Source organism: Polymorphum gilvum SL003B-26A1 (assembly GCF_000192745.1).
GTDB lineage: Bacteria > Pseudomonadota > Alphaproteobacteria > Rhizobiales > Stappiaceae > Polymorphum > Polymorphum gilvum.
The window spans coordinates 3,526,916-3,553,498 of the sequence record NC_015259.1 but is presented as its reverse complement, the minus strand read 5'-3'; the positions used below and the strand labels follow the sequence as shown (position 1 = coordinate 3,553,498).

23 protein-coding genes are annotated in these 26,583 nt (G+C 66.7%); 17 read left to right on the top strand and 6 right to left on the bottom strand.

Translation table 11 applies throughout. The features are described from left to right. Window positions 1–182: 182 nt before the first annotated feature. Window positions 183–542, bottom strand: coding sequence for an RT0821/Lpp0805 family surface protein (locus SL003B_RS16605; protein WP_013654021.1), 360 nt, complete (start codon window positions 540–542; stop codon window positions 183–185). A gap of 150 nt (window positions 543–692) precedes the next feature. Between SL003B_RS16605 and pdxH the strand changes: the two genes are divergently transcribed. After that, entirely contained in the window at window positions 693–1,331 is a 639-nt protein-coding gene (pdxH, locus tag SL003B_RS16600; protein ID WP_013654020.1) for a pyridoxamine 5'-phosphate oxidase, read from the top strand. Window positions 1,332–1,338: 7 nt separating this feature from the next. On the opposite strand, the gene SL003B_RS16595 is transcribed toward pdxH, so the two are convergent. The 3 genes from SL003B_RS16595 to SL003B_RS16590 all read right to left on the bottom strand — a co-directional run bounded on the left by SL003B_RS16595 (window position 1,339) and on the right by SL003B_RS16590 (window position 4,284). Next, window positions 1,339–2,313: a magnesium transporter CorA family protein gene (locus SL003B_RS16595; RefSeq protein WP_013654019.1), complete on the bottom strand. Its 975-nt coding sequence runs from the start codon at window positions 2,311–2,313 to the stop codon at window positions 1,339–1,341. A 185-nt stretch (window positions 2,314–2,498) separates the two neighbouring features. After that, window positions 2,499–2,639, bottom strand: a complete 141-nt coding sequence (locus SL003B_RS23635) for a hypothetical protein (protein WP_169313683.1) — start codon at window positions 2,637–2,639, stop codon at window positions 2,499–2,501. A gap of 265 nt (window positions 2,640–2,904) precedes the next feature. Next, entirely contained in the window at window positions 2,905–4,284 is a 1,380-nt protein-coding gene (locus SL003B_RS16590) for an aminotransferase (RefSeq protein WP_013654018.1), read from the bottom strand. Window positions 4,285–4,400: 116 nt separating this feature from the next. On the opposite strand from SL003B_RS16590, the gene SL003B_RS16585 reads away from it, so the two are divergent. The 3 genes from SL003B_RS16585 (at window position 4,401) to SL003B_RS16575 (ending at window position 8,106) form a co-directional block, all read left to right on the top strand. Then, window positions 4,401–5,147, top strand: coding sequence for an HAD family hydrolase (locus SL003B_RS16585; RefSeq protein ID WP_013654017.1), 747 nt, complete (start codon window positions 4,401–4,403; stop codon window positions 5,145–5,147). Window positions 5,148–5,288: 141 nt separating this feature from the next. Then, window positions 5,289–6,920 carry a long-chain-fatty-acid--CoA ligase gene (locus SL003B_RS16580; RefSeq protein WP_013654016.1) on the top strand — a complete coding sequence of 544 codons (1,632 nt, stop codon included), beginning with the start codon at window positions 5,289–5,291 and terminating at the stop codon, window positions 6,918–6,920. Window positions 6,921–7,134: 214 nt separating this feature from the next. Beyond that, window positions 7,135–8,106 (top strand): DUF1499 domain-containing protein, encoded by a 972-nt coding sequence (locus SL003B_RS16575; RefSeq protein WP_013654015.1) that lies wholly within the window; start codon window positions 7,135–7,137, stop codon window positions 8,104–8,106. Here the strand turns inward: SL003B_RS16575 and SL003B_RS16570 are convergent. Then, window positions 8,103–9,011: an MBL fold metallo-hydrolase gene (locus SL003B_RS16570; protein WP_013654014.1), complete on the bottom strand. Its 909-nt coding sequence runs from the start codon at window positions 9,009–9,011 to the stop codon at window positions 8,103–8,105. The genes SL003B_RS16575 and SL003B_RS16570 overlap by 4 nt on opposite strands. A 157-nt stretch (window positions 9,012–9,168) precedes the next feature. Here SL003B_RS16570 and SL003B_RS16565 point away from each other — a divergent pair, with 157 nt between their 5' ends. From SL003B_RS16565 to phoB, 8 genes are all read left to right on the top strand, one after another. Next, window positions 9,169–9,639: an SRPBCC family protein gene (locus SL003B_RS16565; protein WP_013654013.1), complete on the top strand. Its 471-nt coding sequence runs from the start codon at window positions 9,169–9,171 to the stop codon at window positions 9,637–9,639. Between the two features lie 86 nt (window positions 9,640–9,725). Then, on the top strand, window positions 9,726–11,171 hold the full coding sequence (locus SL003B_RS16560; RefSeq protein ID WP_013654012.1) for an ATP-binding protein: 1,446 nt from the start codon (window positions 9,726–9,728) through the stop codon (window positions 11,169–11,171). Between the two features lie 110 nt (window positions 11,172–11,281). Further along, a complete protein-coding gene (locus SL003B_RS16555; RefSeq protein ID WP_013654011.1) occupies window positions 11,282–12,322 on the top strand; it encodes a substrate-binding domain-containing protein in 1,041 nt (346 codons plus the stop codon). A gap of 72 nt (window positions 12,323–12,394) precedes the next feature. Next, a complete protein-coding gene (gene pstC / locus SL003B_RS16550) occupies window positions 12,395–13,768 on the top strand; it encodes a phosphate ABC transporter permease subunit PstC (RefSeq protein WP_013654010.1) in 1,374 nt (457 codons plus the stop codon). Next, the gene (gene pstA, locus SL003B_RS16545; protein WP_013654009.1) at window positions 13,768–15,066 is read left to right on the top strand and encodes a phosphate ABC transporter permease PstA; all 1,299 of its coding nucleotides are present in this window, start codon (window positions 13,768–13,770) and stop codon (window positions 15,064–15,066) included. Before pstC ends, pstA begins: the two co-directional genes overlap by 1 nt. 97 nt (window positions 15,067–15,163) lie before the next feature. After that, window positions 15,164–15,910, top strand: coding sequence for a phosphate ABC transporter ATP-binding protein PstB (gene pstB, locus SL003B_RS16540; RefSeq protein ID WP_277914631.1), 747 nt, complete (start codon window positions 15,164–15,166; stop codon window positions 15,908–15,910). A 37-nt stretch (window positions 15,911–15,947) separates the two neighbouring features. Further along, a complete protein-coding gene (gene phoU / locus SL003B_RS16535; protein ID WP_013654007.1) occupies window positions 15,948–16,658 on the top strand; it encodes a phosphate signaling complex protein PhoU in 711 nt (236 codons plus the stop codon). Between the two features lie 41 nt (window positions 16,659–16,699). Next, on the top strand, window positions 16,700–17,395 hold the full coding sequence (phoB, locus tag SL003B_RS16530; RefSeq protein ID WP_013654006.1) for a phosphate regulon transcriptional regulator PhoB: 696 nt from the start codon (window positions 16,700–16,702) through the stop codon (window positions 17,393–17,395). 178 nt (window positions 17,396–17,573) lie between these two features. Here phoB and SL003B_RS16525 read toward each other — a convergent pair whose 3' ends face one another. Then, window positions 17,574–18,089, bottom strand: a complete 516-nt coding sequence (locus SL003B_RS16525) for a GcrA family cell cycle regulator (protein WP_041375597.1) — start codon at window positions 18,087–18,089, stop codon at window positions 17,574–17,576. Window positions 18,090–18,484: 395 nt separating this feature from the next. Between SL003B_RS16525 and SL003B_RS16520 the strand changes: the two genes are divergently transcribed. The 5 genes from SL003B_RS16520 to SL003B_RS16500 all read left to right on the top strand — a co-directional run bounded on the left by SL003B_RS16520 (window position 18,485) and on the right by SL003B_RS16500 (window position 26,570). Next, the gene (locus SL003B_RS16520; protein WP_013654004.1) at window positions 18,485–19,687 is read left to right on the top strand and encodes an aspartate aminotransferase family protein; all 1,203 of its coding nucleotides are present in this window, start codon (window positions 18,485–18,487) and stop codon (window positions 19,685–19,687) included. After that, the gene (argF, locus tag SL003B_RS16515) at window positions 19,684–20,613 is read left to right on the top strand and encodes an ornithine carbamoyltransferase (RefSeq protein WP_013654003.1); all 930 of its coding nucleotides are present in this window, start codon (window positions 19,684–19,686) and stop codon (window positions 20,611–20,613) included. The genes SL003B_RS16520 and argF overlap by 4 nt, the downstream gene beginning before the upstream one ends. 11 nt (window positions 20,614–20,624) lie before the next feature. Then, complete coding sequence (locus SL003B_RS16510; RefSeq protein WP_013654002.1) at window positions 20,625–21,602, top strand: Hsp33 family molecular chaperone; 978 nt, start codon at window positions 20,625–20,627, stop codon at window positions 21,600–21,602. A gap of 176 nt (window positions 21,603–21,778) precedes the next feature. Next, window positions 21,779–23,185, top strand: coding sequence for an efflux RND transporter periplasmic adaptor subunit (locus tag SL003B_RS16505; RefSeq protein ID WP_013654001.1), 1,407 nt, complete (start codon window positions 21,779–21,781; stop codon window positions 23,183–23,185). A 1-nt stretch (window position 23,186) separates the two neighbouring features. After that, window positions 23,187–26,570, top strand: a complete 3,384-nt coding sequence (locus SL003B_RS16500) for an efflux RND transporter permease subunit (RefSeq protein ID WP_013654000.1) — start codon at window positions 23,187–23,189, stop codon at window positions 26,568–26,570. The last annotated feature ends 13 nt before the right edge of the window (window positions 26,571–26,583 follow it).

Genomic DNA, 26,583 nt, shown 5'->3' with positions numbered 1-26,583 from the left:
CCGGCCGCGTTGAACCATAACTCGCTCCCTATATGGGAGGCGATAGGAAAAAATGCCAGCGGTTGTGCGAGGCACTCCGGCCGGCGCGCTTCCCGGCGAGGCGGTTGCCGGTCCGCCTTCCGCAATCGCGGTACATCGAGACGCGAGAGCCGTTGGGCGCGTCAGGCAAAAGCGAGATGACTCTAGGATCTGGTGCGGGCGAGCGTGATCACCGACAGCGCGGAAAAGGCGTCCCGGCAAGCCGTGCCGTCATAGGCGCGCACTCCGTGAATGGTGTTCGCAGTCGTCCGGAAGGCCAGGCAGCCGGACACGCCGCCGTCAGCGTTGATCGTGGTGACCGTGCCGGTGTTGCCGCTCAAGGGATTGGCCCAGGCGATCGCCGCCGGCCCGTCGGCGGTCGGCTTGGCGGCCTCGATCGCTGCCGCGATGGCGCGCCGGTCTTCCTTGTCGATGTCGGTGTCGGCGCCGTTGCCGAGGCCGTCGATCGAGCCGGTCAGGTCGAGCGGTGTGTCCAGGTCGTTGCTGGCGAGGGGCGAGGACATCCGCGTGCATCCGCCGGCAGTCAGCAGCCCGGCCAGCAGCACGGCCGGCAGGAGGTGGCGCTTGCGAAGGGTCCTGGTGTATGAAGGGCTGCCCGGGCGGTCCCCGACCTCACCGCGCCGCCCCTCGTCTCCAGGGTACTGCGGATACTCATGACTCATACACAAGACACTTCCTCAAAAGCCTTAACAAACGATGACTTCACCCAGGCGGAGGAGCCATTTCGGCTGTTCGGCGAATGGCTTGAGGAGGCAACGGCAAAGGAGCCGAACGATCCCAACGCGCTTGCCCTGGCGACCGTCGATCCGGATGGCCTGCCCAACGTGCGCATGGTGCTGCTGAAGGGCTTCGACGCCGACGGCTTCGTCTTCTTCACCAACTACGAGAGCGCCAAGGGCCGCGAGATCCTCGCCTCCGGCAAGGCGGCCATGTGCTTCCACTGGAAGTCGCTGCGCCGCCAGGTACGCGTGCGCGGCCCCGTCACGCCGGTCTCGGCCGAGGAGGCCGACGCCTATTATGAGACGCGTGCGCGCGGCAGCCGCATCGGTGCCTGGGCGTCCAGGCAGTCGCGACCGCTGGAAAGCCGCTTCGCGCTGGAAAAGGAGGTCGCCCGCTACACGGCGAAATTCGCCATCGGTCACATCCCGCGCCCGGACCACTGGTCCGGCTTCCGACTGGCGCCGGTGTCGATCGAGTTCTGGCACGACCGGCCGTTCCGCCTGCACGACCGCGTGCTGTTCACGCGCGAGGCGGCGGGCTCGCCCTGGAGCAAGACCCGGCTCTACCCCTAGGGCGGCGCTACAGCAGCTTCTTCCAGCGGAAGTACAGGAAGGTCACCGCCACCGACAGCACCATCAGCAGGATGGAGAACGGGTAGCCGTAGACCCATTGCAGCTCCGGCATGAGCTCGAAGTTCATGCCGTAGATCGAGGCGATCAGCGTCGGCGGCAGGAACACGACCGCCAGAACCGAGAAGATCTTGATGATCTGGTTCTGCTCCAGGTTGACCAGGCCGACGGTGGCGTCGAGCAGGAACGACAGCTTGTTGTCCATCGCGTCGGCATGTTCCTTGATCGAGTGGATGTCGCGGCCGAGCGTCTTGCACGCGTCCTTCTGCTCGTCGGTCAGCCCGACGCGCTTGGCCCGGGACGACAGGAACAGCAGCAGCCGTGCCAGGCTCGCGCAGACGTCGTGCATGCGTGCCACCTGCAGGCCGATGCGTCCCTGGACGCGGATGGCCGAGCGGTAGGTCTCGCTGTTGCGCGAGTTCAGCCCCTCCTCGAACACCTTCAGCGACATCCGGTCGAAGCTCTCGGAAGCCTCCTCCATGACGTCGGCGCAACGGTCGATGATGATGTCGAGCATCACGAACAGCACCCCCGGCCCGGTGCGCGGAATGGTGCCGTCGGTCTGCACGCGGCGGGCGCAATGGCTGATCGACTGGGGCTCGCCGTAGCGCACGGTGACCAGCCGCTTGGCGCTGAGCACGAAGGTCACCGACGACAGCTTCGGGTCGGGCATGCGCGCCGCCATCGGCAGGATGGCGGTCATCACGATCGCGCCTGGCTCGTCGTAGAGTCGTTCCGAGGTCTCGATCGAGGCGATCTCCTCGCGCGTTGGGATCTCGGCGCCCATCAGCCTTTCGGCCGCCTGCCGTTCCTGATGGGTGGGATTGAACAGGTCGAGCCAGACGGCCGTGGCCGGGATCGCGCCGCCCTCGGGAACCTCGGTGCGGGCGAGGGCGGTGGCCGCGGGCGTATAGGCGATGATCATGGGCGGACGATTCCGTTGCGACGTCGGACCGCCGGACCTTGCCATGGCAGCGCCGATTTGGCCATGTGCAAGCCGGGCGAGGCTCCCGCCGCCGGCGGGCCGGCCCGGGCAGGCGCAGAATCTGGAAGGACGAGACAGGGGTGCCGACGGGGCGGACCGGGGCCCGCCCCGCCTGCGGGGGAGGATTACTTGCCGGACTTGGAGCCGGTCGCGGACTTGCTGCAAAGGGCGGCGGCAGTGATCGCCTGGATGCCGACCGGCTTGTACAGTTGGTCCAGATTCGGCTTCTCGGCGGCGGGAGCGCTCTTTGCGATGGGGGTAGACATTGTTTTGATCCGGGTTATCGCTATGCAATGGCTCCCTGTGCCTCTGGATTGCGGCAACGATGTGGCTCGTCGGACGCGACTTTCGGTGCACAGGCGCCGGGTTTTCTTGTTGGAACCGAAGAACAGCGTCCCTCCGTCCGGTTAACGCAAGCATAACCATGAGCCTTGCCGCTGCGGCAGGCCAGTCAATTCCGATGTCGTGCTGTAACGCTTCGCGAGCGCAGGCTAGCGGTCCGCCCGCCCGCGCCCCGTCCGCCCGTGTCCCTCAGTCGCGCAGCGTGTCGCGCACGACCAGGGCCTCGGTGTCGTCGAGCGCCCGTTCCAGCCGGTCGAACAGCGCGTCGAGTTCCTCCGCCGCGATGATCATCGGTGGGCAGATCGCGATCGTGTCGCCGAGCGCGCGCAGGATCAGCCCGTGCGCCTCGCAGGCCCTGGCGCAGGCCGCGCCGACACCTTTGCCCGGATCGAAGGCGCGCCGCGTCGCCTTGTCGGCGACCAGTTCGACGCCGCCGACCAGTCCCTTCGCGCGGGTGTTGCCGACCAGCGGATGGTCGTCGAGCCGCGCCAGGCGGGCAGCGAACTGCGGCGCCAGCGCGCGCACCCGGCCGACGATGTCGCGTTTCTGGTAGATGTCGATCGCCTTGACGCCGATGGCGCAGCCGAGCGGATGGCCGCCGTAGGTGAAGCCGTGGCCGAAGGTGCCGATCTTGCGGCTCTGCTCGACGAAGGCGTCGTAGACGGCGTCCGGGATCAGCACCGCGCCGAGCGGCGCATAGGCGGCGGTCAGCTGCTTGGCGCAGGACAGCGTGTCGGGCGTGAAGCCCATGGTCTGGCAGCCCCACCAGTTGCCGGTGCGCCCGAAGCCGTTGATCACCTCGTCGTCGATGAACAGGATGTCGTTGGCGGCCAGGATCTCCTGCACCCGCTCGTAATAGCCCGCCGGCGGCACGATGACGCCGCCCGCGCCCATCACCGGCTCGGCGATGAAGGCCGCGATCGTGTCCGCGCCCTCGCGCGCGATCAGCGCTTCCAGCGAGGCGGTGATGCGCGCGACGAACTCCGCCTCGCTCTCGCCCGGCTCGGCGAAGCGGTAGTGCTGCGGACAGTCGGTGTGCAGCACGCCCGCCAGCGGCAGGTCGAAGTCGCGGTGGTTGGCCGGCAGGCCGGTCAGCGACGCGGTCATCAGCGTCACGCCGTGATAGGCCTTGATGCGGCTGATGATCTTCTTCTTCTGGGGCTTGCCGCGGGCGTTGTTGTAGTACCAGGCGAGCTTCACCTGGGTGTCGTTCGCCTCCGAGCCGGACGAGGTGTAGAACACCTTGGAGACCGGCATCGGCGCGATCTCCTTCAGCTTCTCCGCCAGTTCGATCGCTGGCTCCATGCCCTTGCCGCCGAACAGGTGGTAATAGGGCAGCCGCGACAGCTGCTCCTTGGCCGCCTCGATCAGTTCCTCGTCGCCGAAGCCGAGGCCAGCGCACCACAAGCCCGACATGCCCTCGATGTATTCGCGCCCCTGGGTGTCGTAGACGCACACGCCCTTGCCGTGGTCGAGCACCAGCGGCCCCGTCTCGGCCAGCCTGTGCAGGGGGGTGTAGGGATGCAGCAGAGCCTCCACGTCGCGGGCTTGCACATTGGTCAGGGGCATGGCTTGTCTCCTGTCGCGCTGGGCGACTCTGGCAAAGGGTGGCATCATGTTATCGCGGGCGCCCGCCTCGGACACAAGGGGCGCGCAGGCGGACGGGCAAGGGAGCAGGGCGGTTGATGGACGGTCGACACGACAGGGCGATACGGGCGGTGTTGTTCGACAAGGACGGCACGCTGATCGACTTCCAGAAGACCTGGTCGCCCGCCTTCGTGCGGCTGGTCGACACCTTCTCCGCCGGCGACGCGGATCTGCGCCTGCGCCTTGCCGAGGTCTGCGCCTTCGACCTTGAGGCCGGCCTGTTCGCGCCCGAATCGCCCTTCGTCGCCGGCTCGAACGACATTCTGGTCGCCGACTGGGCGGCGATTCTCGGCGTGCCCGATCCGGTCGCCCTGATGGGCGAGATCAACCGCCACCTGGTCGCCTTCGGCCTCGCCAGCCTGTCGCCGTTTCCGGGCCTGGCCGACGCCGTCGGCCGCCTGCGCGCCGGCGGTTATGTGCTCGGCGTCGCCACCAACGACACCGAGATCTCCGCCCGCGCCCAGATCGACGCCCTCGGCTTGGCCCCGTCCTTTCCGCACGTCTTCGGCTACGACAGCGGCTTCGGCGCCAAGCCCGGTCCCGGCATGGTGCACGCCTTCGCCGAGGCCGCCGGCATCCCCGTCTCCGCCGTCGCCATGGTCGGCGACAGCCTGCACGACCTGCACGCCGGCCGCGCCGCCGGGGCCCGCGCGCTTGCCGTGACCACCGGCACCGTCGGCGCCGAGGTGCTTGCCCCGCATGCCGACGCGGTCTTCTCCGGCCTGCACGACCTGGTCGCATGGCTTTCGGCAAGCGCCGCCGCCGCCGCCGAGGCGGAGACGTAGGCCCCCGGCGGCAGACGCTCCGTCCGTCCGCGCCGTCGCCGTCCTTCCGCCCACTGGACAGCCTGCGGACATCCTCTCCACAATGCGCCAAACGATCCGCCGGGACGACGAGCCTGCGGACGCAGACAGGGAGGAATGCCCATGCTTGGCCTGATGCAGGATTGGCCTTTGACGTGCACCCGCATTCTCGATCATGCGGCGCGCAACCACGGCAGGACCGAAATCGTCTCGCGCACGGTCGAGGGGCCGATCCACCGCACCGACTACGCGAGCCTGCGCCAGCGCGCCCTTCAACTGGCCAAGCGGCTCGATTCTTATGGCATAACCCACGGCGACCGGGTCGCCACGCTGGCCTGGAATACCGTTCGCCACATGGAGGTGTGGTACGGCCTGCTCGGCCTCGGCGCCATCTATCACACGGTCAATCCACGCCTGTTCCCGGACCAGATCGCCTGGATCGTCAACCACGCCGAGGACCGGCTGCTGTTCGTCGACCTGACCTTCCTGCCCATCGTCGAGAAGATCTGGCCGCAGCTGCGCACGATCGAGCGCGTCGTGGTGCTGACCGACGCCGCCCACATGCCCGAGACCAGTCTGCCGAAGGTTGCGGTCTACGAGGACTGGTTGGCGGAGGCCGATGCCGACTTCGCCTGGAAGGACATCGGCGAGAACGCAGCCGCCGGCATGTGCTACACCTCCGGCACCACCGGCGATCCCAAGGGCGTCGTCTATTCCCATCGCTCCAACGTGCTCCATGCCATGACTGCAGCGGTGCCCGACATGCTCGGCCTGCGCAGCCGCGACCGCGTCATGCCGGTGGTGCCGCTATTCCACGCCAACGGCTGGTCGCTCGCCTTCTCGGCGCCGCTCGCCGGCGCGGCACTGGTCCTGCCGGGGCCGCGCATGGACGGCGAATCGATCTGGGGCCTGCTCGACGCGGAACGCGTGACGCTGACCGCGGCCGTGCCGACGGTCTGGCTGATGCTGCTGCAGTATCTGAAGAAGACCGGCAAGGCGCTGCCCTGGCTGGAGCGCGTCGTCATCGGCGGCTCGGCCTGCCCGCGCGCCATGACCAAGGCCTTCGAGGAGGATTACGACGTGCGCGTCATGCACGCCTGGGGCATGACCGAGATGAGCCCGCTCGGCACCGTCTGCTCGATCAAGGCCGACTATGCCGGCCTCGCCGGCGAACGCCTGCTCGACATCCAGGAAAAGCAGGGCTTCGCGCCCTTCGGCGTCGAGATGAAGATCACCGACGACGTCGGCCGGGAACTGCCCTGGGACGGCCGGACCTTCGGCCGGCTCAAGGTCCGCGGCCCGGCGATCGCCAGCGGCTATTTCCGCAACGACGACCGCAGCGCCTTCGACGACGACGGCTTCTTCGACACCGGCGACGTCGCTCACATCGATCCGGCCGGCTACATGCAGATCACCGACCGCTCCAAGGACGTCATCAAGTCCGGCGGCGAATGGATCTCCTCCATCGAGCTGGAGAACGTCGCCGTCGGCCATCCCGACGTCGCCGAGGCGGCGGTGATCGGCGTCGCCCATCCCAGGTGGGACGAACGCCCGCTGCTGATCGTCGTGCCGAAGGAAGGCGCCCGGCCGACGCGCGACAGCCTGCTCGCCTTCATGGACGGCAAGGTCGCCAAGTGGTGGCTGCCCGACGACGTCGTCGTGGTCGACGAGATCCCCCACACGGCGACCGGCAAGATCCGCAAGACTGCCCTGCGCGAAGCCTTCTCCGGCTACCGCCTGCCGACCGCGGAGTAGGGGGGGACCGCCCCCCCTCCGCGGTCACCCCGGGCGAGCCTTGCGAGACCCGGGGCCCACTCGCTCGCAGAGGGGCTGTTGGGTGCCTGAAACCGCGCCGCCGCGTCCCTCTGCCCTGCGACCAGCGGCTCCGCGAGTAGGCTCCGGAACGCCCGCTCCTTCCGGCGCCCCAGCGGATGTGCTATGTGCCGAAGCCTTGGGGAGCGTCACGCCGGTGAAGAAGCGATTGCCAGTCAGACGGTCGGGCCTGGCCCGCTGGAGCCGCAGGGTCGGAGCCGTCGGCGTGCCGCTGATCCTGGTCGCCGTCGGCGCCCACCGCATCGGCGCGATCGACCCCGAAGCCATGGGCTGGTCGCTTCTGCTCGCCGTCGTCCTCGGCGCGCTGGCCGTGCTATTTGCGTTCGTCGCCTCGGTCATGCTGTGGCGGCGCGGTGGCGCCGGCGCCTCCGATGCCTTGCGCGGTTTCGTTTACGGCACGCTGGCGCTGGGTCCTGCCATCGCCGCCGCCGTCGCCCTGGTCCTCTATCCGCCGCTCAACGACGTCAGCACCGACCTCGACGACCCGCCGGCGCTCTCCGGTCCGGTCCGGCCGGCTGCGGCTGCCGCAGGCGATCGCCGGGCTCTGCAGGCGGAAGCCTATCCCGACATCGTGCCCCGCCGCTTCAGGATGGAGCCGGGCCAGTTGCACGCCGCCGTCCGCAAGGTCGTCGACAAGCGGGGTTGGGCGGTTGCCTTCGAGCTTCCCCCCGACATGCCGGACGCCGGCACCCGCCTGCAGGTCGTGGTCCGCACCCCCGTCCTCGCCCTGACCGACGACGTGGCGATCCGTATTCGCCCCGACCGGTTCGGTGCCCTGCTCGACATCCGCTCCGCCTCGCGCCTCGGTAGCCACGATCTCGGCGCCAACGCCACGCGCATCCGTACCTTCTTTCGCGATCTGGACGAGGCGCTGCTCGAATCCTACGGCGACCTCGCCCGCCTGACCGTCACGGAGGAGGAAGTCGCCGAGGCGGCGGCGCGGCCGGTCGAGGAATTGCCGCTGCTGACCGAGCGGCCGCTGGGTTCGGACGACGGCCGCGTCCCCCTGCCGACGGTCAAGCCGTTCCTCGGCGGCGAATTCGGTGACGACATGCCGGCCGAGCTCGAGGAGATCTTCCAGGACGACGCGCCGGATCTCGAGGGTTAGGTAAGGCGGTATTCGCTGTTCAGCGTCGGCGTTCCGGCGCAGGCGACGAGGCCTCGGTCGACCAGATTCTCGATCTGGGCGAACACCGACAGCGCGGCGGCCGGCTTCAGCGCCGGGTCGAGGCCCTTGTAGATCGTGTCGACCAGGGCGCGGATCGCGCCGGGTCCGCGGCCGAGGGCGTCGAGGATCGCGCGCTCCCGGTCGTGCCGGTGCACCTTCAGCGCCGTCACGTAGTCCGCCGCCGCCCGCACCGGACCGCCGTGGCCGGGGAAATACAGATCTTCCGAACGCGCCAGCAGCTTGTCGAGCGAGTCCATGTAGGCCTGCATCGAGCCGTCGGGGGGCGCGACGATCGAGGTCGACCACACCATGACGTGGTCGGCCGAAAACAGGATGCCTTCGTCGGGCAGCGCGAAGGCGAGATGGTTGGCGGTGTGTCCCGGGGTCTCGACCGCCTCGAAGACGGCGCCGCCGAGCGTGATCCGCTCGCCGTCGACGAGCACCCGGTCGGGGCGGTAGTCGAGGTCGCAGCTGGCGTCGAGCGGGTTGATCTCGCCGAGCGCGAGGCCGCGCGCCGCCCGGTGCGGCCCGCAGCCGTAGACCGGCGCACCGGTGCGTGCGCGCAGATCGGCGGCCGCCGGAGAATGGTCCTTGTGCGTGTGGCTGACCAGGATCGCGGCGATCCGCGCGCCGGCGGTCGCGCGCAGGATCGCGTCCAGGTGCGGCGCGTCCTGAGGCCCCGGATCGATCACCACCACGTCGCGCTCGCCGACCAGGTAGGTGTTGGTGCCGTGAAAGGTGAACGGGCCGGGGTTGGCCACGGTCAGCCGCCGGACGCCGTCCGCCACCTCCACCGCCTCGCCGTGGCGCGGATCGAAGCTGCGGTCGTGAATGAGTTTGGCCAACCCGGCCTCCTCGCCGTTTCGCCTGATGTCGATGCTGGCGCCCGTTCTGTCAAGAACCGGCGGCGCGCGCAACCGTGGCCGTGCCGGCCGGCACGATTCGGTAACGCACGCGCTCTAGAGTGGAGGTCCGATTCGGTCCCGCACCCGGTGAGGAGACATGTCCGGTTCCGACCAGCCCATCGCCCTTGAAGTCGTGCTGCCGCTGCCGCGCGCAGCGGCCTTTTCCTTGGTCGTCGACGGCATCGGCGTCTGGTGGCCGCCGCAGTTCCGCCTGACCGGCGACCCGGACGCCGAGATCGCCATCGAGCCGCACCTGGGCGGCGCCTGCACCGAGCAGGACGGTCGCGGTCGCCGCCTGGTCTGGGGCACCGTGCTGTCGATCGAGCCGCCGCTCTATCTGCGCCTCGCCTGGCAGATCGCGCCGGGCCGGCGCGCCATCGCCGATCCGGCGGCGGCCAGCCGCGTCATGCTGTCGTTCCGTGATGCCGGCGAGACGACCCGGCTGGAGCTCGTCCATAGCGAATTCGTCCGCCACGGCGAGGACGCCGCCGCCTGGCGCGCGGAGCTGGCGTCCGCCGGCGGCTGGCCCGACGGCCTTGCCCGCCTCGCCGCCGCCGCCGGGCGCTAGGGACCGCCGGCGCGCGCGGTGTCGCACGACTGACATCCGTGCCATGCTATGTCCGCCGTTCCGCCGATTCCGTGCCCGACGCCCCGATGACCCAGCAGGATCCAGATACCGAAACCGATCCCGACTCCGGTCCGGATCCTGACGCCGGCTCCGGCGTCGAGCAGTCCCGGGACGCCGCCCGTGACCCGGGCGGCCCGCTCGCCCGTCTGGCCGAGGCGCGCTGGCTGCTCGCGCTGCTGGCGCTCCTCGCCACCGCCGCCGTCGGCGTCTACGGCGTGCCCTGGCCGGTGGCCGCCGGCGCCGCCGTCCTCGCTGCCACCGCCGCCGGCGCGTTCGGCCCGCGCCGCTCGGGCCGCCGCCTGCGCCTGGAGGCGCGCCGCGAGCAGCGCCGGCTGTGGCCCGACACCGGCATGAAGGCGATCGTCGACGCCCTGCCGATGCCCTGTTTCGTCGCCGACGGGCGCGGCGTCACCCGCTACGTCAACGCCGTCGCGCGCGAGCGCTACGGCGCCGTGCGTCCCGGCGACCCGATCTCCTTCGGCCTGCGCGCGCCGGCCCTGCTCGAGGCGCTCGACCGGGTGCGCGCCAGCGGCCGCCCGGAGCGCATCGAATGGGCCGAGAAGGTGCCGACCGAATCCTGGTTCGAGGCCAGCATCGCGCCGATCGCACTGCCCGCGCCGACCTCCGCCTCCGCCGCTCGCCCCGCATCCGCCCGCCCGGCGCCGGATTTCCTGCTCGTCGCCCTGCGCGACCTGACCGAGCAGCGCCGGCTGGAGCGCATGCGCACCGATTTCGTCGCCAACGCCAGCCACGAGCTGCGCACCCCGCTCGCCTCGCTGACCGGCTTCATCGAGACCCTGCAGGGCCCGGCGCGCGACGACGAGGCCGCGCGCGAGCGCTTCCTCGCCATCATGCTCGACCAGGCCAACCGCATGCGCCGGCTGATCGACGACATCCTGTCGCTGTCGCGCATCGAGCTGAAGGCCCACGTGCGGCCCGACACCGTCGTCGATCTCGCCGCCATCGTCCGCCACACCGCCGACGCGCTGGCGCCGCTCGCCGCCGACCTCGGCATGGCCGTCGAGCTCGACCTGCCCGACGCCGCCGTGCCGGTGCGCGGCGACCGCGACGAGCTGATCCAGGTCGCCGAGAACCTGATCGAGAACGCGCTCAAGTACGGCAGCACCGGCAGGCGCGTCGAGGTCGCCCTCCGCCCCGAGGGCGACGGCGCCAGTGTCTTCTCGGTGCGCGATTTCGGCGAGGGCATCGCGCCCGAGCACCTGCCGCGCCTGACCGAGCGCTTCTACCGCGTCGACGTCGCCTCCAGCCGCACCATGAAGGGCACCGGCCTCGGCCTCGCCATCGTCAAGCACATCCTGACGCGCCACCGCGCGCGCCTGGAGATCGACAGCAGGCCCGGCGCCGGCGCCTGCTTCTCGGTCCGCTTCCAATCCCCCGGAAAACTGTCAAGAAACGGCAACATGACGGAAATAGACAATAATAAACAAGATGTTGAACTGTCACAAAAGTGATAGGAAACCGTCATAGAACTCACATGAGAGACGCCTAGGGTCCGCCCATCGCTGGAGCGGCAGCTCCCGGGCGATCCTCAGAAACCTTGACATTCAAAGGGAGTGGTCAAGTGAAGTTCAAAACCCTCGTCAGCACGGTTGCCCTTGCGGTCGCCGCCACCGCCGTCGCCGGCGCCGCCCAGGCCCGCGACCAGATCAAGGTCGTCGGCTCGTCGACCGTATTCCCCTACACCCAGGGCGTTGCCGAAGAATACGCCAACAAGACCGGCTCGGCGGCTCCGGTGCTGGAGTCGACCGGCACGGGCGGTGGCTTCAAGGTCTTCTGCGGCGGCGTCGGTCCGGATCATCCGGACATGACCGGTGCTTCGCGCGCCATCAAGGACGGCGAGAAGGAGCTCTGCAAGACCAACGGCGTGACCGACGTGACCGAGGTCCTGATCGGTTATGACGGTCTGTCGATCGCGCACTCCGTCTCCGGCCCCGAGCTCTCGCTGACCAACGAGCAGATCTTCAAGGCGCTTGCCGCCGAACTGCCGGACGGCAAGGGCGGCTTCGTCGCCAACCCGAACAAGAGCTGGTCGGACATCGACGCGTCGCTGCCGAACGTCGCCATCACCGTGTTCGGTCCTCCCCCGACCTCCGGCACCCGCGATGCCTTCGTCGAACTGGCGATGCACGACGGCTGCAAGGGCCTCCCGGGCATGGCCGACCTGCAGAAGGCCGACGCCAAGAAGTGGAACGAAGTCTGCTCGCGCATGCGTCAGGACGGCGCCTTCATCGAAGCCGGTGAAAACGACAACCTGATCGTCCAGCGCCTGCAGGCCGACGCCAACGCGCTCGGCATCTTCGGCTACTCGTTCCTCTACGAGAACCAGGACACCCTGAAGGGCGTCGCCATCAACGGCGTGCTGCCGTCGCTCGAGGCGATCGGTTCGGGCGACTACGTCCTGTCCCGCCCGCTCTTCAACTACGTGAAGAACGCCCACCGCGGCGTCATCCCGGGTCTGAACGAGTTCCTCGCCGAATACGTGTCGGAAGACGCGATCGGCGACGGCGGCTACCTCTCCGAGCGTGGTCTGGTTCCGCTGCCGGCCGACCTGCGCGAGAAGACCCGCGAGACCGTGACGAACGCGGTCGGCATTTCCTTCTGATCTGACACGTCAGGACACCCGCGCGGGCGATCCGCGCGGGTGTTTCATTGGTTGAGGCGGTCGGGGGCCGGCATGGCAAGCACAGTTTTCTTCATTCTGCTGATCTTGGCCGTCCTCGGCTATGTCGCGGGCCTGTTCCGGGCCAAGGTGGTTCGTGGAACCGCCTATCGCGAGTTCCACTCTCTGCCGATCTATCATGGCCTGAACATCGCCATCTGGACGGGCGTGCCCGCTCTCATCATCGTGCTGATGTGGCTGCTATTCCAGGGGGCCGCGGTCGACCGGATCATCCTGAACAGTCTCGGCACCGAGGTGACGTCGCTTGATGCGGCGCAGCAGGCGTTGCTGCTCAGCGAGATCAAGCAGGTCGCTGCCGGCCGCATCTTCCGCGAACCGACCGGCGAGATCCGGGCTGCTGCCGATTTCTACAATGCCGTGGTCGCCAATGCGCAATGGGCGATGTTGGTCGTTGCTATTTCCATCGCTCTGATCGGCTTCGGCGTTGGCTACCGGATGGTCGCCGTGCGCTTCCGGGCGCGGCACAGCGTCGAACGCTCGCTGAACTATTTCATGATCTTCTGCTCCGTCGTCGCCATCGCAACGACGGCAGGCATCATTGTCTCGCTGCTCTACGAGGCCCTGCAGTTCTTTGCCCGCGTGCCGGTCGCAGAATTCTTCTTCGGGCTGAACTGGGAGCCGCAAATCCCGATGCGCGAGGACCAGGTCGCCGGTGCCGGAGCCTTCGGTGCGGTGCCGGTGTTTCTCGGGACTCTCGTGATCGCTGTGATCGCAATGGCTGTGGCCACGCCGATCGGCCTGTTCTCCGCCGTTTACCTGACCGAATTCGCCTCCAATTCGGCCCGGGCGATCATCAAGCCGCTGCTTGAAATCCTCGCCGGCATTCCGACCGTTGTCTATGGCTTCTTCGCCGTGCTCACCGTGGCGCCGGCTTTGCGTGGTCTGGGAGACTGGATGGGGATCGGTGTCAGCCCGAATGCCGCTCTTGTCGCGGGCGGCGTCATGGGCATCATGCTCATTCCGTTCATATCCTCCCTCTCCGATGACGCATTGACGGCGGTACCGCGCGCCGTCCGGGATGGGTCGCTGGCCCTGGGAGCGACCAAGGGCGAAACCATTCGCAAGGTGCTGCTTCCCGCGGCCCTGCCGGGCATTGTCGGCGGCATTCTGCTGGCCCTGTCGCGCGCCATTGGTGAGACCATGATCGTGGTGATGGCTGCCGGCCTGATCGCGAGCCTCAACGTCAACCCGTTGCAGTCGGTCACGACGGTTACCGTCCAGATCGTTACCCTTCTCATCGGCGACACGTCGTTCGACAATCCGAAGACGCTTGCCGCGTTCGCCCTCGGCCTTGTGTTGTTCGTCATCACGCTCGCGCTCAACGTGGTTGCGCTGCGGATCGTCCGGAAATATCGGGAGCAGTATTGATGACCATTGCCCTTGATGACAGCGCGGGGCTGCGTGCCCCGGTCGACTGGGCGTCTGCCGAGATGAAGGCGCGCCGCAAGTCTCGCTATGCTGCAGATACCCGGCTCAAGTTCTATGGCTTGACGGCGATCTCTATGGCGATCGGGTTTTTGCTGATCCTGTTCTCGTCGCTCGTGCTGACCGGTTACAAGGCCTTCGTCCAGACCATGGTCACGGTCGAGATTCGATTGGATCCCGAACAGGTCAACCGGGACGACATCTTCAACGCTCCGTGGCGCACCATCGTCCAGTCCGCGCTTGCGGATCTGGAGCCCGGCCTCGACCAGGCGGATCGGCGCCAGTTCCTGCAGATCTTCACACCGAATGCGCAGTTTCTCGTCCGCGACCGGGTGATCGCCAATCCGGACATGATCGGCAGGACCGTCTCCTTCACGTTTCCTCTCGCCGATCCGCTCGACCAACTCGCGAAAGGGGAAGTCGACCGGTCTTTGCCTGAAGACCGCCGTCGCGTGAACGACAAGCAGATCGGCTGGTACGACGGCCTCAACGAACGCGGACTGATCAGCCAGCCGTTCAATACGGGTCTTTTCTTGAACGCCGACAGCCGGTTCCCTGAACTGGCGGGCTTGGCCGGCGCGATCTCCGGCTCTTTCTGGGCTTTGTTGGTCTGCTTCCTTCTGTCTTTCCCGGCCGGTATCGCGGCGGCGATCTACCTGGAGGAATTCGCTCCCAAGAACCGGATCACCGACCTGATCGAAGTCAACATCAACAATTTGGCGGCGGTTCCCTCCGTGGTTTTCGGTCTGCTGGGTCTGGCCGTTTTCCTCGGTCTCTTCGGATTGCCGCGATCGGCGCCCTTGGTAGGCGGCATGGTTCTCGCCCTCATGACCCTGCCGACGATCATCATCGTGACCCGCGCGTCGTTGAAATCGGTGCCGTCGTCCATTCGGGAGGCAGCCCTCGGCATCGGCGCTTCAAAGCACGAGACCATCATTCACCACATCCTGCCGCTGTCGATGCCGACCATCCTCACCGGGACCATCATCGGCCTGGCTCAGGCGCTGGGTGAAACCGCGCCGCTGCTGTTGATCGGGATGAATGCCTTCATTACCTCGCCGACGACCGGCGTGCTCGAGGCCTCCACTGCCCTGCCGACGCAGATCTTCATCTGGGCCGACAGTCCCGAGCGCGGTTTCGTGGCGCGGACTTCAGCCGCGATCTTGGTGCTGCTTGGCTTCCTGCTGGCCATGAACGCGATCGCGATTTTCCTCCGCCAGCGTTTCGAGCGTCGGTGGTAGGCGACGAATTGGAGATTTCACGATGATTGCGACCGTAGCTTCGACCCAATTGGGCAATGTTGCCCGCTCCGTCACGCCGGACGGTGCCCCGATCAAGATGAAGGGCGACAAGGTCTGCGTCTTTTATGGTCAGAAACAGGCCCTTTTCGATGTCGATCTCGACATCCGCGAGCGGAATGTGACTGCGCTGATCGGCCCGTCCGGCTGTGGCAAGTCGACCTTCCTGCGCTGCCTCAATCGCATGAACGACACCATCGACATCTGCCGGGTGACGGGTGAGATCACCCTGGACGCCAAGGACATTTATGATCCGAGCATCGACGTTGTCGAACTTCGCGCGCGTGTTGGCATGGTGTTCCAGAAACCGAACCCGTTTCCGAAATCGATCTACGAGAACATCGCCTACGGTCCGCGTATTCACGGCCTGGCCAGGAACAAGGCCGAGCTCGACGAGATCGTCGCCTCCAGCCTGCAGAAGGCCGGCCTGTGGAACGAGGTCAAGGACCGCCTCGCCGAGCCGGGTACCGGCCTGTCCGGCGGTCAGCAGCAGCGCCTGTGCATCGCCCGTGCCATCGCCGTCAGCCCCGAGGTGATCCTGATGGACGAGCCCTGTTCGGCGCTCGACCCGATCGCGACCGCCAAGGTCGAGGAACTGATCGACGAGTTGCGCGAGAACTTCACGATCGTGATCGTCACCCATTCCATGCAGCAGGCGGCCCGTGTCTCGCAGCGCACGGCCTTCTTCCACTTGGGCTATCTGGTGGAAGAGGGGGCAACCACGGATATCTTCACGAATCCTCAGGACAAGCGGACCCAGGACTATATCACGGGTCGTTTCGGCTGATCCGCCGGGCTCCGTCGCAAGGCGAAAGGAACGAGATATGACCGAACACACAGTCACGGCCTATGACGAGGAACTGAGGGCCCTCGCCGGCCGCGTCGCCGAAATGGGCGGTCTGGCCGAGACGCTGGTCAACGACGCGGTGACGGCGCTGCTGACCCAGGACCTCGACAGGGCGCACCGGACCATCCTGGCCGATTCCCGCCTCGACGAACTGCAGCAGGACGTCGAGATGCGGCTGATCCGCGTCATCGCGCGCCGCCAGCCGATGGGCCAGGACCTGCGCGAGATCATGGCTGCGGGCCGCATCGCCAACGACCTGGAGCGGGTCGGAGATCTCGCCAAGAACATCGCCAAGCGCGTCATCGCCATCGACGGCGACTTCAACGCCTCCAAGGCGGCGTTCGGCGTCGAGCACATGGCAGAACTCGCCATGGCGCAGCTCAAGGCGGTGATCGATTCCTATACCGGCCACGATGCCGAGGCCGCCAGGTCCGTGCGCGAGCGCGACGACGAGGTCGACGCCCTCTACACGTCCCTGTTCCGCGAACTGCTGACCTACATGATGGAGGATCCGCGCAAGATTACCCAGTGCGCGCATCTCCTGTTCTGCGCCAAGAACCTGGAGCGCATCGGCGACCATGCCACCAACATCGCCGAGAACGTCTATTTCATGGTGACCGGCGAGCAGCTTCTCGAGGAGCGGCGCAAGATCGACGAGACCGGCGTCACCGATCAGGAAAACGCCTGATCCGCATATCGTGCCGGTAGGGAATCCAGGAGCGGAAGGGAATGCCGAAGGTTCTGATCGTTGAGGACGAGGAGCCGCTGAGCCTGTTGCTGCGGTACAATCTGGAGGCCGAGGGCTATGCGGTCGAGGCCTGCGAGCGCGGCGACGAGGCCGAGATCCGCCTGCGCGAGAGCCAGCCGGACCTGCTGCTTCTCGACTGGATGCTGCCTGGCCTGTCGGGCATCGAGCTGTGCCGGCGTCTGCGCGCGCGCGCCGAGACCGAGCGCCTGCCGGTGATCATGCTGACCGCCCGCGGCGAGGAGGCCGAGCGCATCCGCGGCCTGGCCACCGGCGCCGACGACTATGTGGTCAAGCCGTTCTCGGTGCCCGAACTGATGGCGCGCGTGCGCGCGATCCTGCGCCGTGCCCGGCCCGAGGTCGTCTCGACCATGCTGCGCTCGGGCGACATCGAGCTCGACCGCGAGACCCATCGCGTGCGGCGCGGCGGCAAGGAGATCCATCTCGGCCCGACCGAGTTCCGCCTGCTCGAGTTCCTGATGACCTCGCCCGGCCGCGTGTTCTCGCGCGAGCAGCTGCTCGACGGCGTCTGGGGCCACGACGTCTATGTCGACGAGCGCACCGTCGACGTCCATGTCGGTCGGCTCAGGAAGGCGATCAACCGCGGCAAGGTGAAGGACCCGATCCGCACCGTTCGCGGCGCCGGCTACGCCTTCAACGACCAGTTCGCCGCCGCCTGACGCCCAGGGATGCGCAGGGATGCGCAGGGGGCACACGGAGTCACAGGCGGCCGGCTCCTCGCCGGCAGGACTCCGGCGTGTTTCCGGCCACAAGTGAGTGTCATGTAGGACCCTCGTGAGACCATGAAAAAACCCGCTGCGGACAGCGGGTTTTTGGGCGTCTATCCTCCGGTCGCGATCAGCCGCGGGCGCTCTTGCGGTCGCGGCGGCGGTCGTTAACCGGTTGATAGGCAATGCGGCAATGGTACGGGCAGTAGGGCACGCCCGGTTCCGAATGGCGGCCGCAGAAGTAGAAATCCTCGCTGCCGGGATCGCCGATCGGCCATTTGCAGGTGCGTTCGGTGAGCGTCAGGATGGTCGCCCGCTCGGCCATCGGAACCAGTTCCGCGACCGGCTCAACCTCTTGTTTTGCCTGGGGAATTGCCTCGACGTCGAGCTTCAGCGCGGTCGCCCCGCGGCTCTGCGGCTGGCTCTGCACCGGCCGGCTCCCCGCCCCCTGTCCGCCCCCGTTTTTCCGCCGCGGCTTGCTCGCCGGCGCCTGCGTCTTGGCCCGGCCGGACAGACCGAGGCGGTGCACTTTTCCGATCACGGCGTTGCGCGTGATGCCGCCGAGCTCGGCGGCGATCTGGCTGGCGCTCAGACCTTCGCCCCACAGCTTCTTCAAAAGGTCCACGCGTTCAGTCGTCCAACTCATTCGTCGCACCCCGTCGATTGGTGGCCGCAGGCCGTCGGGCAGTAACCAATCCTTAAGGCACGTAGGGAACGTGCCAGCAATTGGCATATTTAGTTACGGTTGATGATCTACAGCACGAGATGTCGTATCCGACAGTCCGGACACTACAATACCGGCGAAACGCGAGGCAAGGTTGGCAGGGGCATGAGGTGGGGACGAACGGACTTTTCCCCAGAAATGCCGCCTCGCCCGGACACCCGCGCCAAGTGGCGGAAATGCGCCATTTGCATTGACATCGAAGGGGCGGGCGGGTGTATAACGCTGCTATCGAAGCGTGCCGCCTTTCGGGGCGGCACGCTGCGTTTTGGATGCCGGTTCGAAGCCTCGGGCCGGATGACCCGCAGGAGCAGCGTGACATGACGGCGTCGGCACTTTTCGGCACCTATGCACGGTCGGATCTGGATTTCGACCGCGGAGAAGGGGTTTGGCTGGAGACGACCGACGGCCGCCGATTCCTCGATTGCGGCTCCGGCATCGCCGTCAACTCGCTCGGCCACACCCACCCCCATCTCGTCGCCGCGCTCAAGGCGCAGGCCGAGAAGCTGTGGCACGTGTCGAACCTCTATCACATGTCCGGCCAGGAAAGGCTGGGGCGCAGGCTGACGGAGGCGACCTTCGCCGACCGTGTCTTCTTCACCAATTCCGGCGCCGAGGCGATGGAAGCGGCGATCAAGACCGCACGCCGCTACCACTATGCGAACGGCAATCCGGACCGCTACGGCATCATCACGTTCGAAGGCGCGTTCCACGGCCGCACGATCGCGACCATCGCGGCCGGCGGACAGGCGAAGTATCTCGAGGGCTTCGGCCCGAAGGCGCCGGGCTTCGACCAGGTTCCGGCGATGGATCTCGACGCGCTGCGCGCCGCGATCGACCCGAACACGGCCGCGATTGCCATCGAGCCGATCCAGGGCGAGGGCGGCATCCGTGAGATCCCGGCCGACTTCCTGCGCCAGTTGCGCAGCATCTGCGACGCGGAAGGGCTGCTGCTGATCTTCGACGAGATCCAGACCGGTGTCGGCAGGACCGGAAAGCTGTTCGCGCACGAATGGGCGGGTGTGACCCCCGACCTGATGGCGATCGCCAAGGGCATCGGCGGCGGCTTCCCAATGGGCGCCTGCCTGGCGACGGAAGCGGCGGCGGCGGGAATGGTGCCCGGCACGCACGGCACGACCTTCGGCGGCAATCCGCTCGCCATGGCCGTCGGCAATGCGGTCCTGGACGTCGTCCTGGAGCCGGGCTTCCTCGAGGCAGTCCAGCGCAAGGGCCTGCTGCTCAAGCAGAAGCTCGCCGCTGTCGTCGATGCGCATCCAGCGGTGTTCCAGGAGGTGAGGGGCCGTGGACTGATGCTCGGCCTGAAATGCACCCCGCCGGCGGGCGAGGTACTGGCGAAGGCACGTGCCAACGGACTGCTGATGGTTCCCGCGGGCGACAATGTCCTGCGCGTCATGCCGCCGCTTATCATCAGCGACGAGGAGATCGCCGAAGCCGTGGCCCGCATCGATGCCGCCGCGTCGGCACTCGAGCAGCAGATGTCGAAGGAAGGAGCCGTGGCGTGAGTAGGAACGGGAGTGCGCGTCATTTCCTCGATCTGACGGAGTTCGACGGCGACCAGTTGCGCGCGATTCTGGAGCGCGGCAAGCAGTTGAAGGCGGTCCGCAACGGCGTGCGCAGGGGCGAGGGTCCGCTTGCCGGCAAGGTTCTCGCGATGATCTTCGAGCAGCCGTCGACGCGCACACGGATTTCCTTCGATGTCGGCATGCGCGAACTGGGCGGCGAGACGCTGATGCTGACGGGCGCGGAGATGCAACTCGGCCGCGGAGAGACGATCGCCGACACGGCGCGGGTGCTGTCCCGGTTCGTCGATGCCATCATGATCAGGATCCTCGATGACAACGATCTGCGCGAACTGGCAGCCAACGCGACGGTTCCGGTGATCAACGGACTGACCAAAAAGTCCCATCCTTGCCAGATCATGGCCGATCTGATGACCTTCGAGGAGCATCGCGGTCCGATCAAGGGGCGCAGTGTCGCCTGGACCGGCGACAGCAACAACGTGCTGGCCTCGTGGGTGCATGCGGCACCGAGGATGGATTTCGAGTTGCGCATCGCCACTCCGCCCGAGCTTTCGCCGCCTGCCGATCTCATCGACAGGGCGCGTGCCGAAGGCGCATCGATCATGGTTACCGATGATCCGTTCGAGGCGGTGAAGGGCAGCGACTGCGTCGTGACCGACTGCTGGGTTTCGATGGGGGACGACGACACGCAATCTCGCCACAACCTGCTCAGTCCGTACCAGGTCAACGCGCGGCTGATGGCGCACGCCCACAAGGATGCCCTTTTCATGCATTGCCTGCCCGCGCACCGCGGCGAGGAGGTTACCTCCGAGGTCATGGATGGTCCCAATTCCGTGGTGTTCGACGAAGCGGAAAACCGTCTGCATGCGCAGAAGGGCATTCTCGCTTGGTGCCTGGGCGGCATTTGAGAGGCAGACAGGTGGCATTCGATCCTGCGGCTTACGGCATTGCGCCAGCCGGTGCTGATGCGGTTCGGCCTTTCGCGGTCGAGGGACTGGATGTGCGCGGCCGAGCGGTTGCGCTCGGCCCCGTCCTCGACCAGATCCTCGGTCGGCATGCCTATCCCGAGCCCGTTGCGCGCCTGCTCGCCGAGGCCGTGGTGTTGACCTCTCTCCTCGGCACGTCGCTGAAGTTCGAGGGACGCTTCACGCTGCAGACGCAGACCGATGGCCCCGTGTCGATGCTGGTGGTCGATTTTTCCTCGCCTGACGCGATCCGCGCCTATGCTCGGTTCGACCAGGCAGCCTTCGAGAGCGGTTCCGGTCAGGACATGGACACGGCCGCGCTTCTCGGCCGCGGGCATTTGGCCATGACGGTCGACCAGGGGCGCCACATGCAGCGCTACCAGGGGCTGGTCGAACTCGACGGCATTTCCCTGGAAGAGGTGGCCCGCCGCTATTTCGCTCGATCCGAACAGATCCCGACCGAGATCCGCCTGGCCGTCGGCCAGTTGTTCACCCGCCGCGAGGGGGCGGGGCCGGTGCGAAGCTGGACTGCCGGAGGCGTCCTGGTGCAATTCCTTCCGGAAGCGCCGGAACGCATGCGCTCGCCGGACCTTCACCCAGGAGACGCGCCGGAGGGGGCAGCGGCACACGAGGTGGAGGAAGACGATGCGTGGGTCGAGGCGCGCAGTCTGGTCGCGACCGTGCGCGACGACGAACTCACCGACCCCGAGGTTACCGTCGAACGCCTCCTGTTCCGTCTCTTCCACGAACGCGGAATCCGGATTTTCGATCCGCAGCCGATCGTGGACCGGTGCCGATGCTCGCGCGAGAAGGTCGAGGGGATCCTGGATAGTTTCGATCCTCACGAGTTGTCGGAGATGGTGGTCGACGACAAGATCGTCGTGACCTGTGAGTTCTGCAGCACGAAGTACGAGTTCGATCCCGAACGCTAGGCGTCCGCGGTTCTGCAGCTGCAGGGTCTACTTGCGACATTCCGAGACAATTGAATCGTTGCCGCGGCGGGTGGACCTATGGTTAGCCTTTCCCGTGCCGTTGAAATCGATGCGGACGTCCGTGTCGGCGGTTGCTTGCTGTCCGGCGACAGGCATCGACATGGAGAAGCTTTCCCGTGCTGCAATCGGTCGAGGTTTCAAAAAGCGATCAGGTTAGCCCACTCGTTGCAACAGACACCGACGGACGCAGGCCCTTGGTCCTTGTACTCAAGGCGTTGGTGCAGGCCCTCGTTGCTCTGGCCGTCCTGTTCGGTGCCGTGCAAGGCATGCGCCATCTCGTCGCAACCAAGCCCGAAGTCAAGAAGCGCCCGGTCCAGGAGAAATCCTACGTCGTTGAAACGGTGCCGGTCATCATCGCGGATCACGCTCCGACCATCAACCTCTACGGCGAGGTGGCCGCAGGGCGCCAAGTCGATCTGCGCGTCCTGGTGGCGGGCGAGGTCACCTCCGTGAATCCGGATCTCAAGGCCGGAGGAACGATCTTGAGGGGTGAGGACCTCATAGCGGTCGACCGGTTCGACTACGAAGGCGCCGTCACCGAAGCGAAGGCGAACCTGCTTGAGGCGAGGGCGCGGCAGGTCGAACTTCAGGGCCGGGTCGCTCTCCAGCGGGACAATCTGGATCGAGCCAGCGAGCAACTGGAACTCGCGAAACGCGATCTGGAACGAGCCGAACAACTCCGTGCCGGCGGATCCGTTACCGAACGGACCCTAGACGAGCGACGGCTGCTGGTGTCGCAGCGCCAGCAAGGCCTGGAGCAGGCCCGCAATACCCTGGCGGTGGAAGAGGCGGGCGTACGGCAGCAGGAAGCCGCGATCGAGAGACTCGAATGGAGGCTGCGCCAGGCGGAGCGAAACCTGGAGAATACGGTTCTGCGCGCTCCCTTCGACGCTGTCGTTCGCACCGAGGCTGCCCAGGTCGGGCGTCTGGTGAATGTCAACGACGTCGTCGCGTCGGTCTATAGCCGGGACGAACTCGAGGTTCGCTTCACCCTGTCGGACGATCAATATGGCAGGCTGATCGCCGAAAGCGGCACGATCGCCGGACGGATGGTGGAGGTCTTCTGGTTTCTCGGCGGCGAGACCATGACTTACACGGCGACAGTGGATCGCATCGGCGCCGACGTTGCGCGCAGTCGCGGTGGCGTCGACATCTATGCGCGGATCGAAGCCATTCCCGATACGAGCCCGCTCCGGCCCGGTGCGTTCGTCGCGATCAGCATACCGGACAGGGTCTACAAGGGCACGGGGCGAATACCCGAAAGCGCATACCATGCCGATGGCCGGGTCTTTGTCGTGGACGGACAGCGCATGGCGACCCGCCGTGTCGAAGCGGTGGCATTCGACGACGGTTACGTTCTGGTTCGCGGAGACCTCGTGGACGGCGACAAGGTCATCAGCACGCGCATACCGGAAGCCGGCGACGGCATTCTGGTCGAAGAGGTCAGCGCGTCGCCGGGCCAGCCCGGCGCAGAAGCGGCCGAGCCGCCGGCCGCGGCGGCAATGAACGGCTCGGAGAACTGACATGAAAGCCGAGGCTTCCGGGTTTCTGGCCTATCTGGTGCGTCATCCGAACGCAGCGAACCTGATCATGGCGGTGATGGTTCTGTTCGGAGCCTTCGGGCTGTCGAAGCTGAACACCCAGTTCTTTCCCACGATCAAGACGGATCGGATCACCATCATCATCAACTGGCCGGGAGCATCGGCGGACGATGTCGCCAACAACGTCCTCGCCGTGATCGAACCTGAACTGCGGTTCATCGATTCCCTCGACGAGATCGTCTCCTATGGCCGGGAGGGCTCGGGCACAGTCATGCTCGAATTCGTCGAGGGTGCCGACATGCAGAAGGCCCTGTCGGATGTCGAGCAGGCAGTCTCCGGAATCACGACATTGCCGGAAGATGCCGAGACGCCAGTAATCTCCGCATCGACCTTCACCGATTCCGTCGCCACGCTCGCCATTCGCGGTCCGTTCACCGAGGACGCGCTCAAGGTGTTCGCCAAGAAGATCCGGGACGATCTACTGGATCGGGGCATCGACAAGGTCGAGTTCACGGCCTTTCGCTCGCCCGAGTATCTGGTCGAGATTCCGGAACGGGAACTGCGCCGCCTGGAACTGACCGTCACGGATGTGGCGGGGAGGATTTCCGAGAACACGATCGACATTCCGGCCGGCAGTCTCCAGGGCGGCGTCGAACGCCAGATCCGCGCCGTTGCCGATGCGAGATCTCCGGCCACGATCGGGCAGATCGAGGTGAAGTCCTTCGTGTCCGGTGAGAAGACGCGCATTGCTGACATAGGCACCGTCAGCCGGTCGTTCAACGAGAGCGAGAACCAGGGCTTCTCGAAAGGCATGCGTGCCATCGAGATCAAGGTCCTGCGGATGGAGAACACCGATACGCTGAAGGCGGCCAAGATCCTCGACGACTATCTAGAGGATGTCCGCCCGACCCTGCCGGAGACGCTGGAGATCCTGAAATACGACGTTCGGGCCGACGCCGTCGAAGGGCGCATCATGCTGCTCGTCAAGAACGGACTTGGCGGTCTCGTCCTAGTTGTCGCGATCCTCTACGTGTTCCTCAACGTCCGCATCGCCCTCTGGGTGGCTGCTGGCATTCCCGTCGCGATGATGGCGACCCTCGGAATCATGTGGCTGCTGGGCGAAAGCATCAACATGATCTCGATGTTCGCGCTGATCATGATGCTCGGGGTCATCGTCGACGATGCGATCGTCGTCGGCGAACACACAGCCACCCGCCATCAGGTCGGCGACAGCGCCGAAGACGCTGCAATCAACGGCGCTGGCACCATGCTTGCGCCGATCATCGCGGCCGGGGCGACGACCATAGCCGCGTTCCTGCCGATCCTCCTGATCGGCGACATCATGGGCCAGATCATGGCGACGCTGCCGGTCGTGGTCGTTGCTGTCGTGATCGCCTCGCTGATCGAATGCTTTTTCATTCTGCCCGGGCATCTGGCCCATTCGCTCGGCGCGCGCGGCGGCTGGAGCTGGTGGCGCGTGATCCTGCTTGCCGGTGCTCCTGCCTTTTTCCTGATCGGTCTCGCGTCTCGACCCGACGTGTCCGTTCCGCCCTATCTCGATGCCATCGCGGGGCCGATGCGGAGCGTGAGCGAGCAGACCGGCCTCCTGGTGTTCGATGCCCTCGTCGCCCTGGCCTGTTTTGTCATCGCCCTGGCCGTGGAAGCGCTTCTTCTTGCGCTGCGCCGACGCCGTTCCGCCTCCGATGCCCCCAATCGCCCGGGACGGTTTCGCAGGGGGGTCGATGCCAGCTTCGACTGGTTTCGCGACCGCCCCTTCAGGGGCTTGGTCGCAATCGCCGTCAACTGGCGTTATCTGGTGCTTGCCCTTGCCCTTGCCAGCGTCGTTCTGACCGCCGGGCTTCTGCGCGGCGGCAGGATCGGGTTCACGTTCTTCCCCTCGCCGGAAGCCGAGAACATCAAGGCGTCGATCTTCTTCCATGCCGGCATACCGGAGCAGGCCGCCATCGCCGGCCTGGCTGCGATCGAGGAAGCGCTTTGGCAGGCCGAACGGGAGCTGACCCGGGAAAACGGCGAGACTCTCGTCGTCGCCTCCTATGCGGTGCTCGGGAAGGCGGATAACAACCGCGGCGACAACGTCGCCTCCATTTCCGTCCAGCTGTCGCTGTCGGAGGACCGCAGCATCCGGACGCCGGAAATCGTCCAGGCCTGGCGTCGGGCCCTGCCGAAGCTGCCCGGCGTCTCGCGCATCGCGATCGCGGAAACGCGCGGCGGTCCTCCGGGACGCGACCTGGACATCCGCCTGTCCGGCGCGCCGCTCGCCCGGCTGAAGGCGGCCGCTCTCGAGATCCAGGAGGCCTTGTCAGGATTTCCGGGAACCAGCGGCGTTACCGACGACCTGCCGTTCGGGAAGCCGGAACTGTTTGTCGAACTGACGCCGCGCGGACGTGCGCTGGGCTTCACGGTCGAATCCGCCGCGCGCCAGATCCGCAACGCGGTCGAGGGCGCCATCGCGCGCCGCTTCGCGGAGGGCGACGAGGAAGTCGCCATCCGGGTGCGCCAGGATCTTGGCCCGGAAGGCGCGAGCGCGTTGCGCGACCTTGCGCTACGGGCGCCGGGCGGGGAGTTCGTGCCGCTCACCGAAGTGGTCTCTCTGAAGGACGTGCAGGGCTTCTCCGTCATCCAGCGGCGCGACGGGCGCACCATCGTGACGGTCGTCTCCGACGTCGACAGCACGGTGACCTCGAACACCGCGATCATCGCGGATCTGAACCGCGAGATCCTGCCGCAGATCGCCGAGCGCTACGGCCTGACCTACAGTTTCGGCGGCAAGGCGGAGGAACAGGCCAACGCCTTTGCCGACCTGGCCATCGGCACGCTGCTGGCCGTCGCGGCCATCTACATCATCCTGGCCGCGATCTTCGGCAGCTACCTGAGACCGTTCGTCGTCATGTCGATCATTCCCTTCGGCATCGTCGGCGCGGTCGTCGGCCATTATGTCATGGGCTATCACCTGACCATGATGAGCCTGATCGGGCTGCTGGGCCTGTCCGGCATCCTGGTCAACAACTCGATCATCCTCGTCGCCCGCTTCGAGGAGCGCCGGGCGCTGGGAGAAGGGCTGAAGACGGCGGCCGTCCTGTCGAGTTGCGACCGTCTGCGCGCTGTGTTCCTGACCTCGTTCACGACCATCGCAGGGCTGCTGCCACTGCTGTTCGAAACCAACCTCCAGGCGCGCTTCCTGCTGCCGATGACGATCACCATCGTCTTCGGGCTCGCCTCTGCGACCGTGCTCGTTCTCGTTCTTGTGCCGGCCCTGCTGGCGATCGGAGACGACATCGGCAGGCTCGTGCTGTTCGACCGGCGCGCACGCGGCGGCGCGGGCAGGGACCTCGTGCCCGCCGAGTAGCGCCTGAACCTGC

Bases quoted from the DNA above. Each gene is read 5' to 3' on its own strand.
- pstA (WP_013654009.1), top strand. From the start codon at position 13,768: ATGACCATTGCCCTTGATGACAGCGCGGGGCTGCGTGCCCCGGTCGAC.
- SL003B_RS16565 (WP_013654013.1), top strand. From the start codon at position 9,169: ATGTCCGGTTCCGACCAGCCCATCGCCCTTGAAGTCGTGCTGCCGCTG.
- SL003B_RS16585 (WP_013654017.1), top strand. From the start codon at position 4,401: ATGGACGGTCGACACGACAGGGCGATACGGGCGGTGTTGTTCGACAAG.
- SL003B_RS23635 (WP_169313683.1), bottom strand. From the start codon at position 2,639: ATGTCTACCCCCATCGCAAAGAGCGCTCCCGCCGCCGAGAAGCCGAAT.
- phoB (WP_013654006.1), top strand. From the start codon at position 16,700: ATGCCGAAGGTTCTGATCGTTGAGGACGAGGAGCCGCTGAGCCTGTTG.
- SL003B_RS16500 (WP_013654000.1), top strand. From the start codon at position 23,187: ATGAAAGCCGAGGCTTCCGGGTTTCTGGCCTATCTGGTGCGTCATCCG.
- SL003B_RS16590 (WP_013654018.1), bottom strand. From the start codon at position 4,284: ATGCCCCTGACCAATGTGCAAGCCCGCGACGTGGAGGCTCTGCTGCAT.
- SL003B_RS16595 (WP_013654019.1), bottom strand. From the start codon at position 2,313: ATGATCATCGCCTATACGCCCGCGGCCACCGCCCTCGCCCGCACCGAG.
- SL003B_RS16560 (WP_013654012.1), top strand. From the start codon at position 9,726: ATGACCCAGCAGGATCCAGATACCGAAACCGATCCCGACTCCGGTCCG.
- pdxH (WP_013654020.1), top strand. From the start codon at position 693: ATGACTCATACACAAGACACTTCCTCAAAAGCCTTAACAAACGATGAC.
- SL003B_RS16525 (WP_041375597.1), bottom strand. From the start codon at position 18,089: ATGAGTTGGACGACTGAACGCGTGGACCTTTTGAAGAAGCTGTGGGGC.
- pstC (WP_013654010.1), top strand. From the start codon at position 12,395: ATGGCAAGCACAGTTTTCTTCATTCTGCTGATCTTGGCCGTCCTCGGC.
- pstB (WP_277914631.1), top strand. From the start codon at position 15,164: ATGAAGGGCGACAAGGTCTGCGTCTTTTATGGTCAGAAACAGGCCCTT.
- SL003B_RS16605 (WP_013654021.1), bottom strand. From the start codon at position 542: ATGTCCTCGCCCCTCGCCAGCAACGACCTGGACACACCGCTCGACCTG.
- SL003B_RS16580 (WP_013654016.1), top strand. From the start codon at position 5,289: ATGCTTGGCCTGATGCAGGATTGGCCTTTGACGTGCACCCGCATTCTC.
- SL003B_RS16520 (WP_013654004.1), top strand. From the start codon at position 18,485: ATGACGGCGTCGGCACTTTTCGGCACCTATGCACGGTCGGATCTGGAT.
- phoU (WP_013654007.1), top strand. From the start codon at position 15,948: ATGACCGAACACACAGTCACGGCCTATGACGAGGAACTGAGGGCCCTC.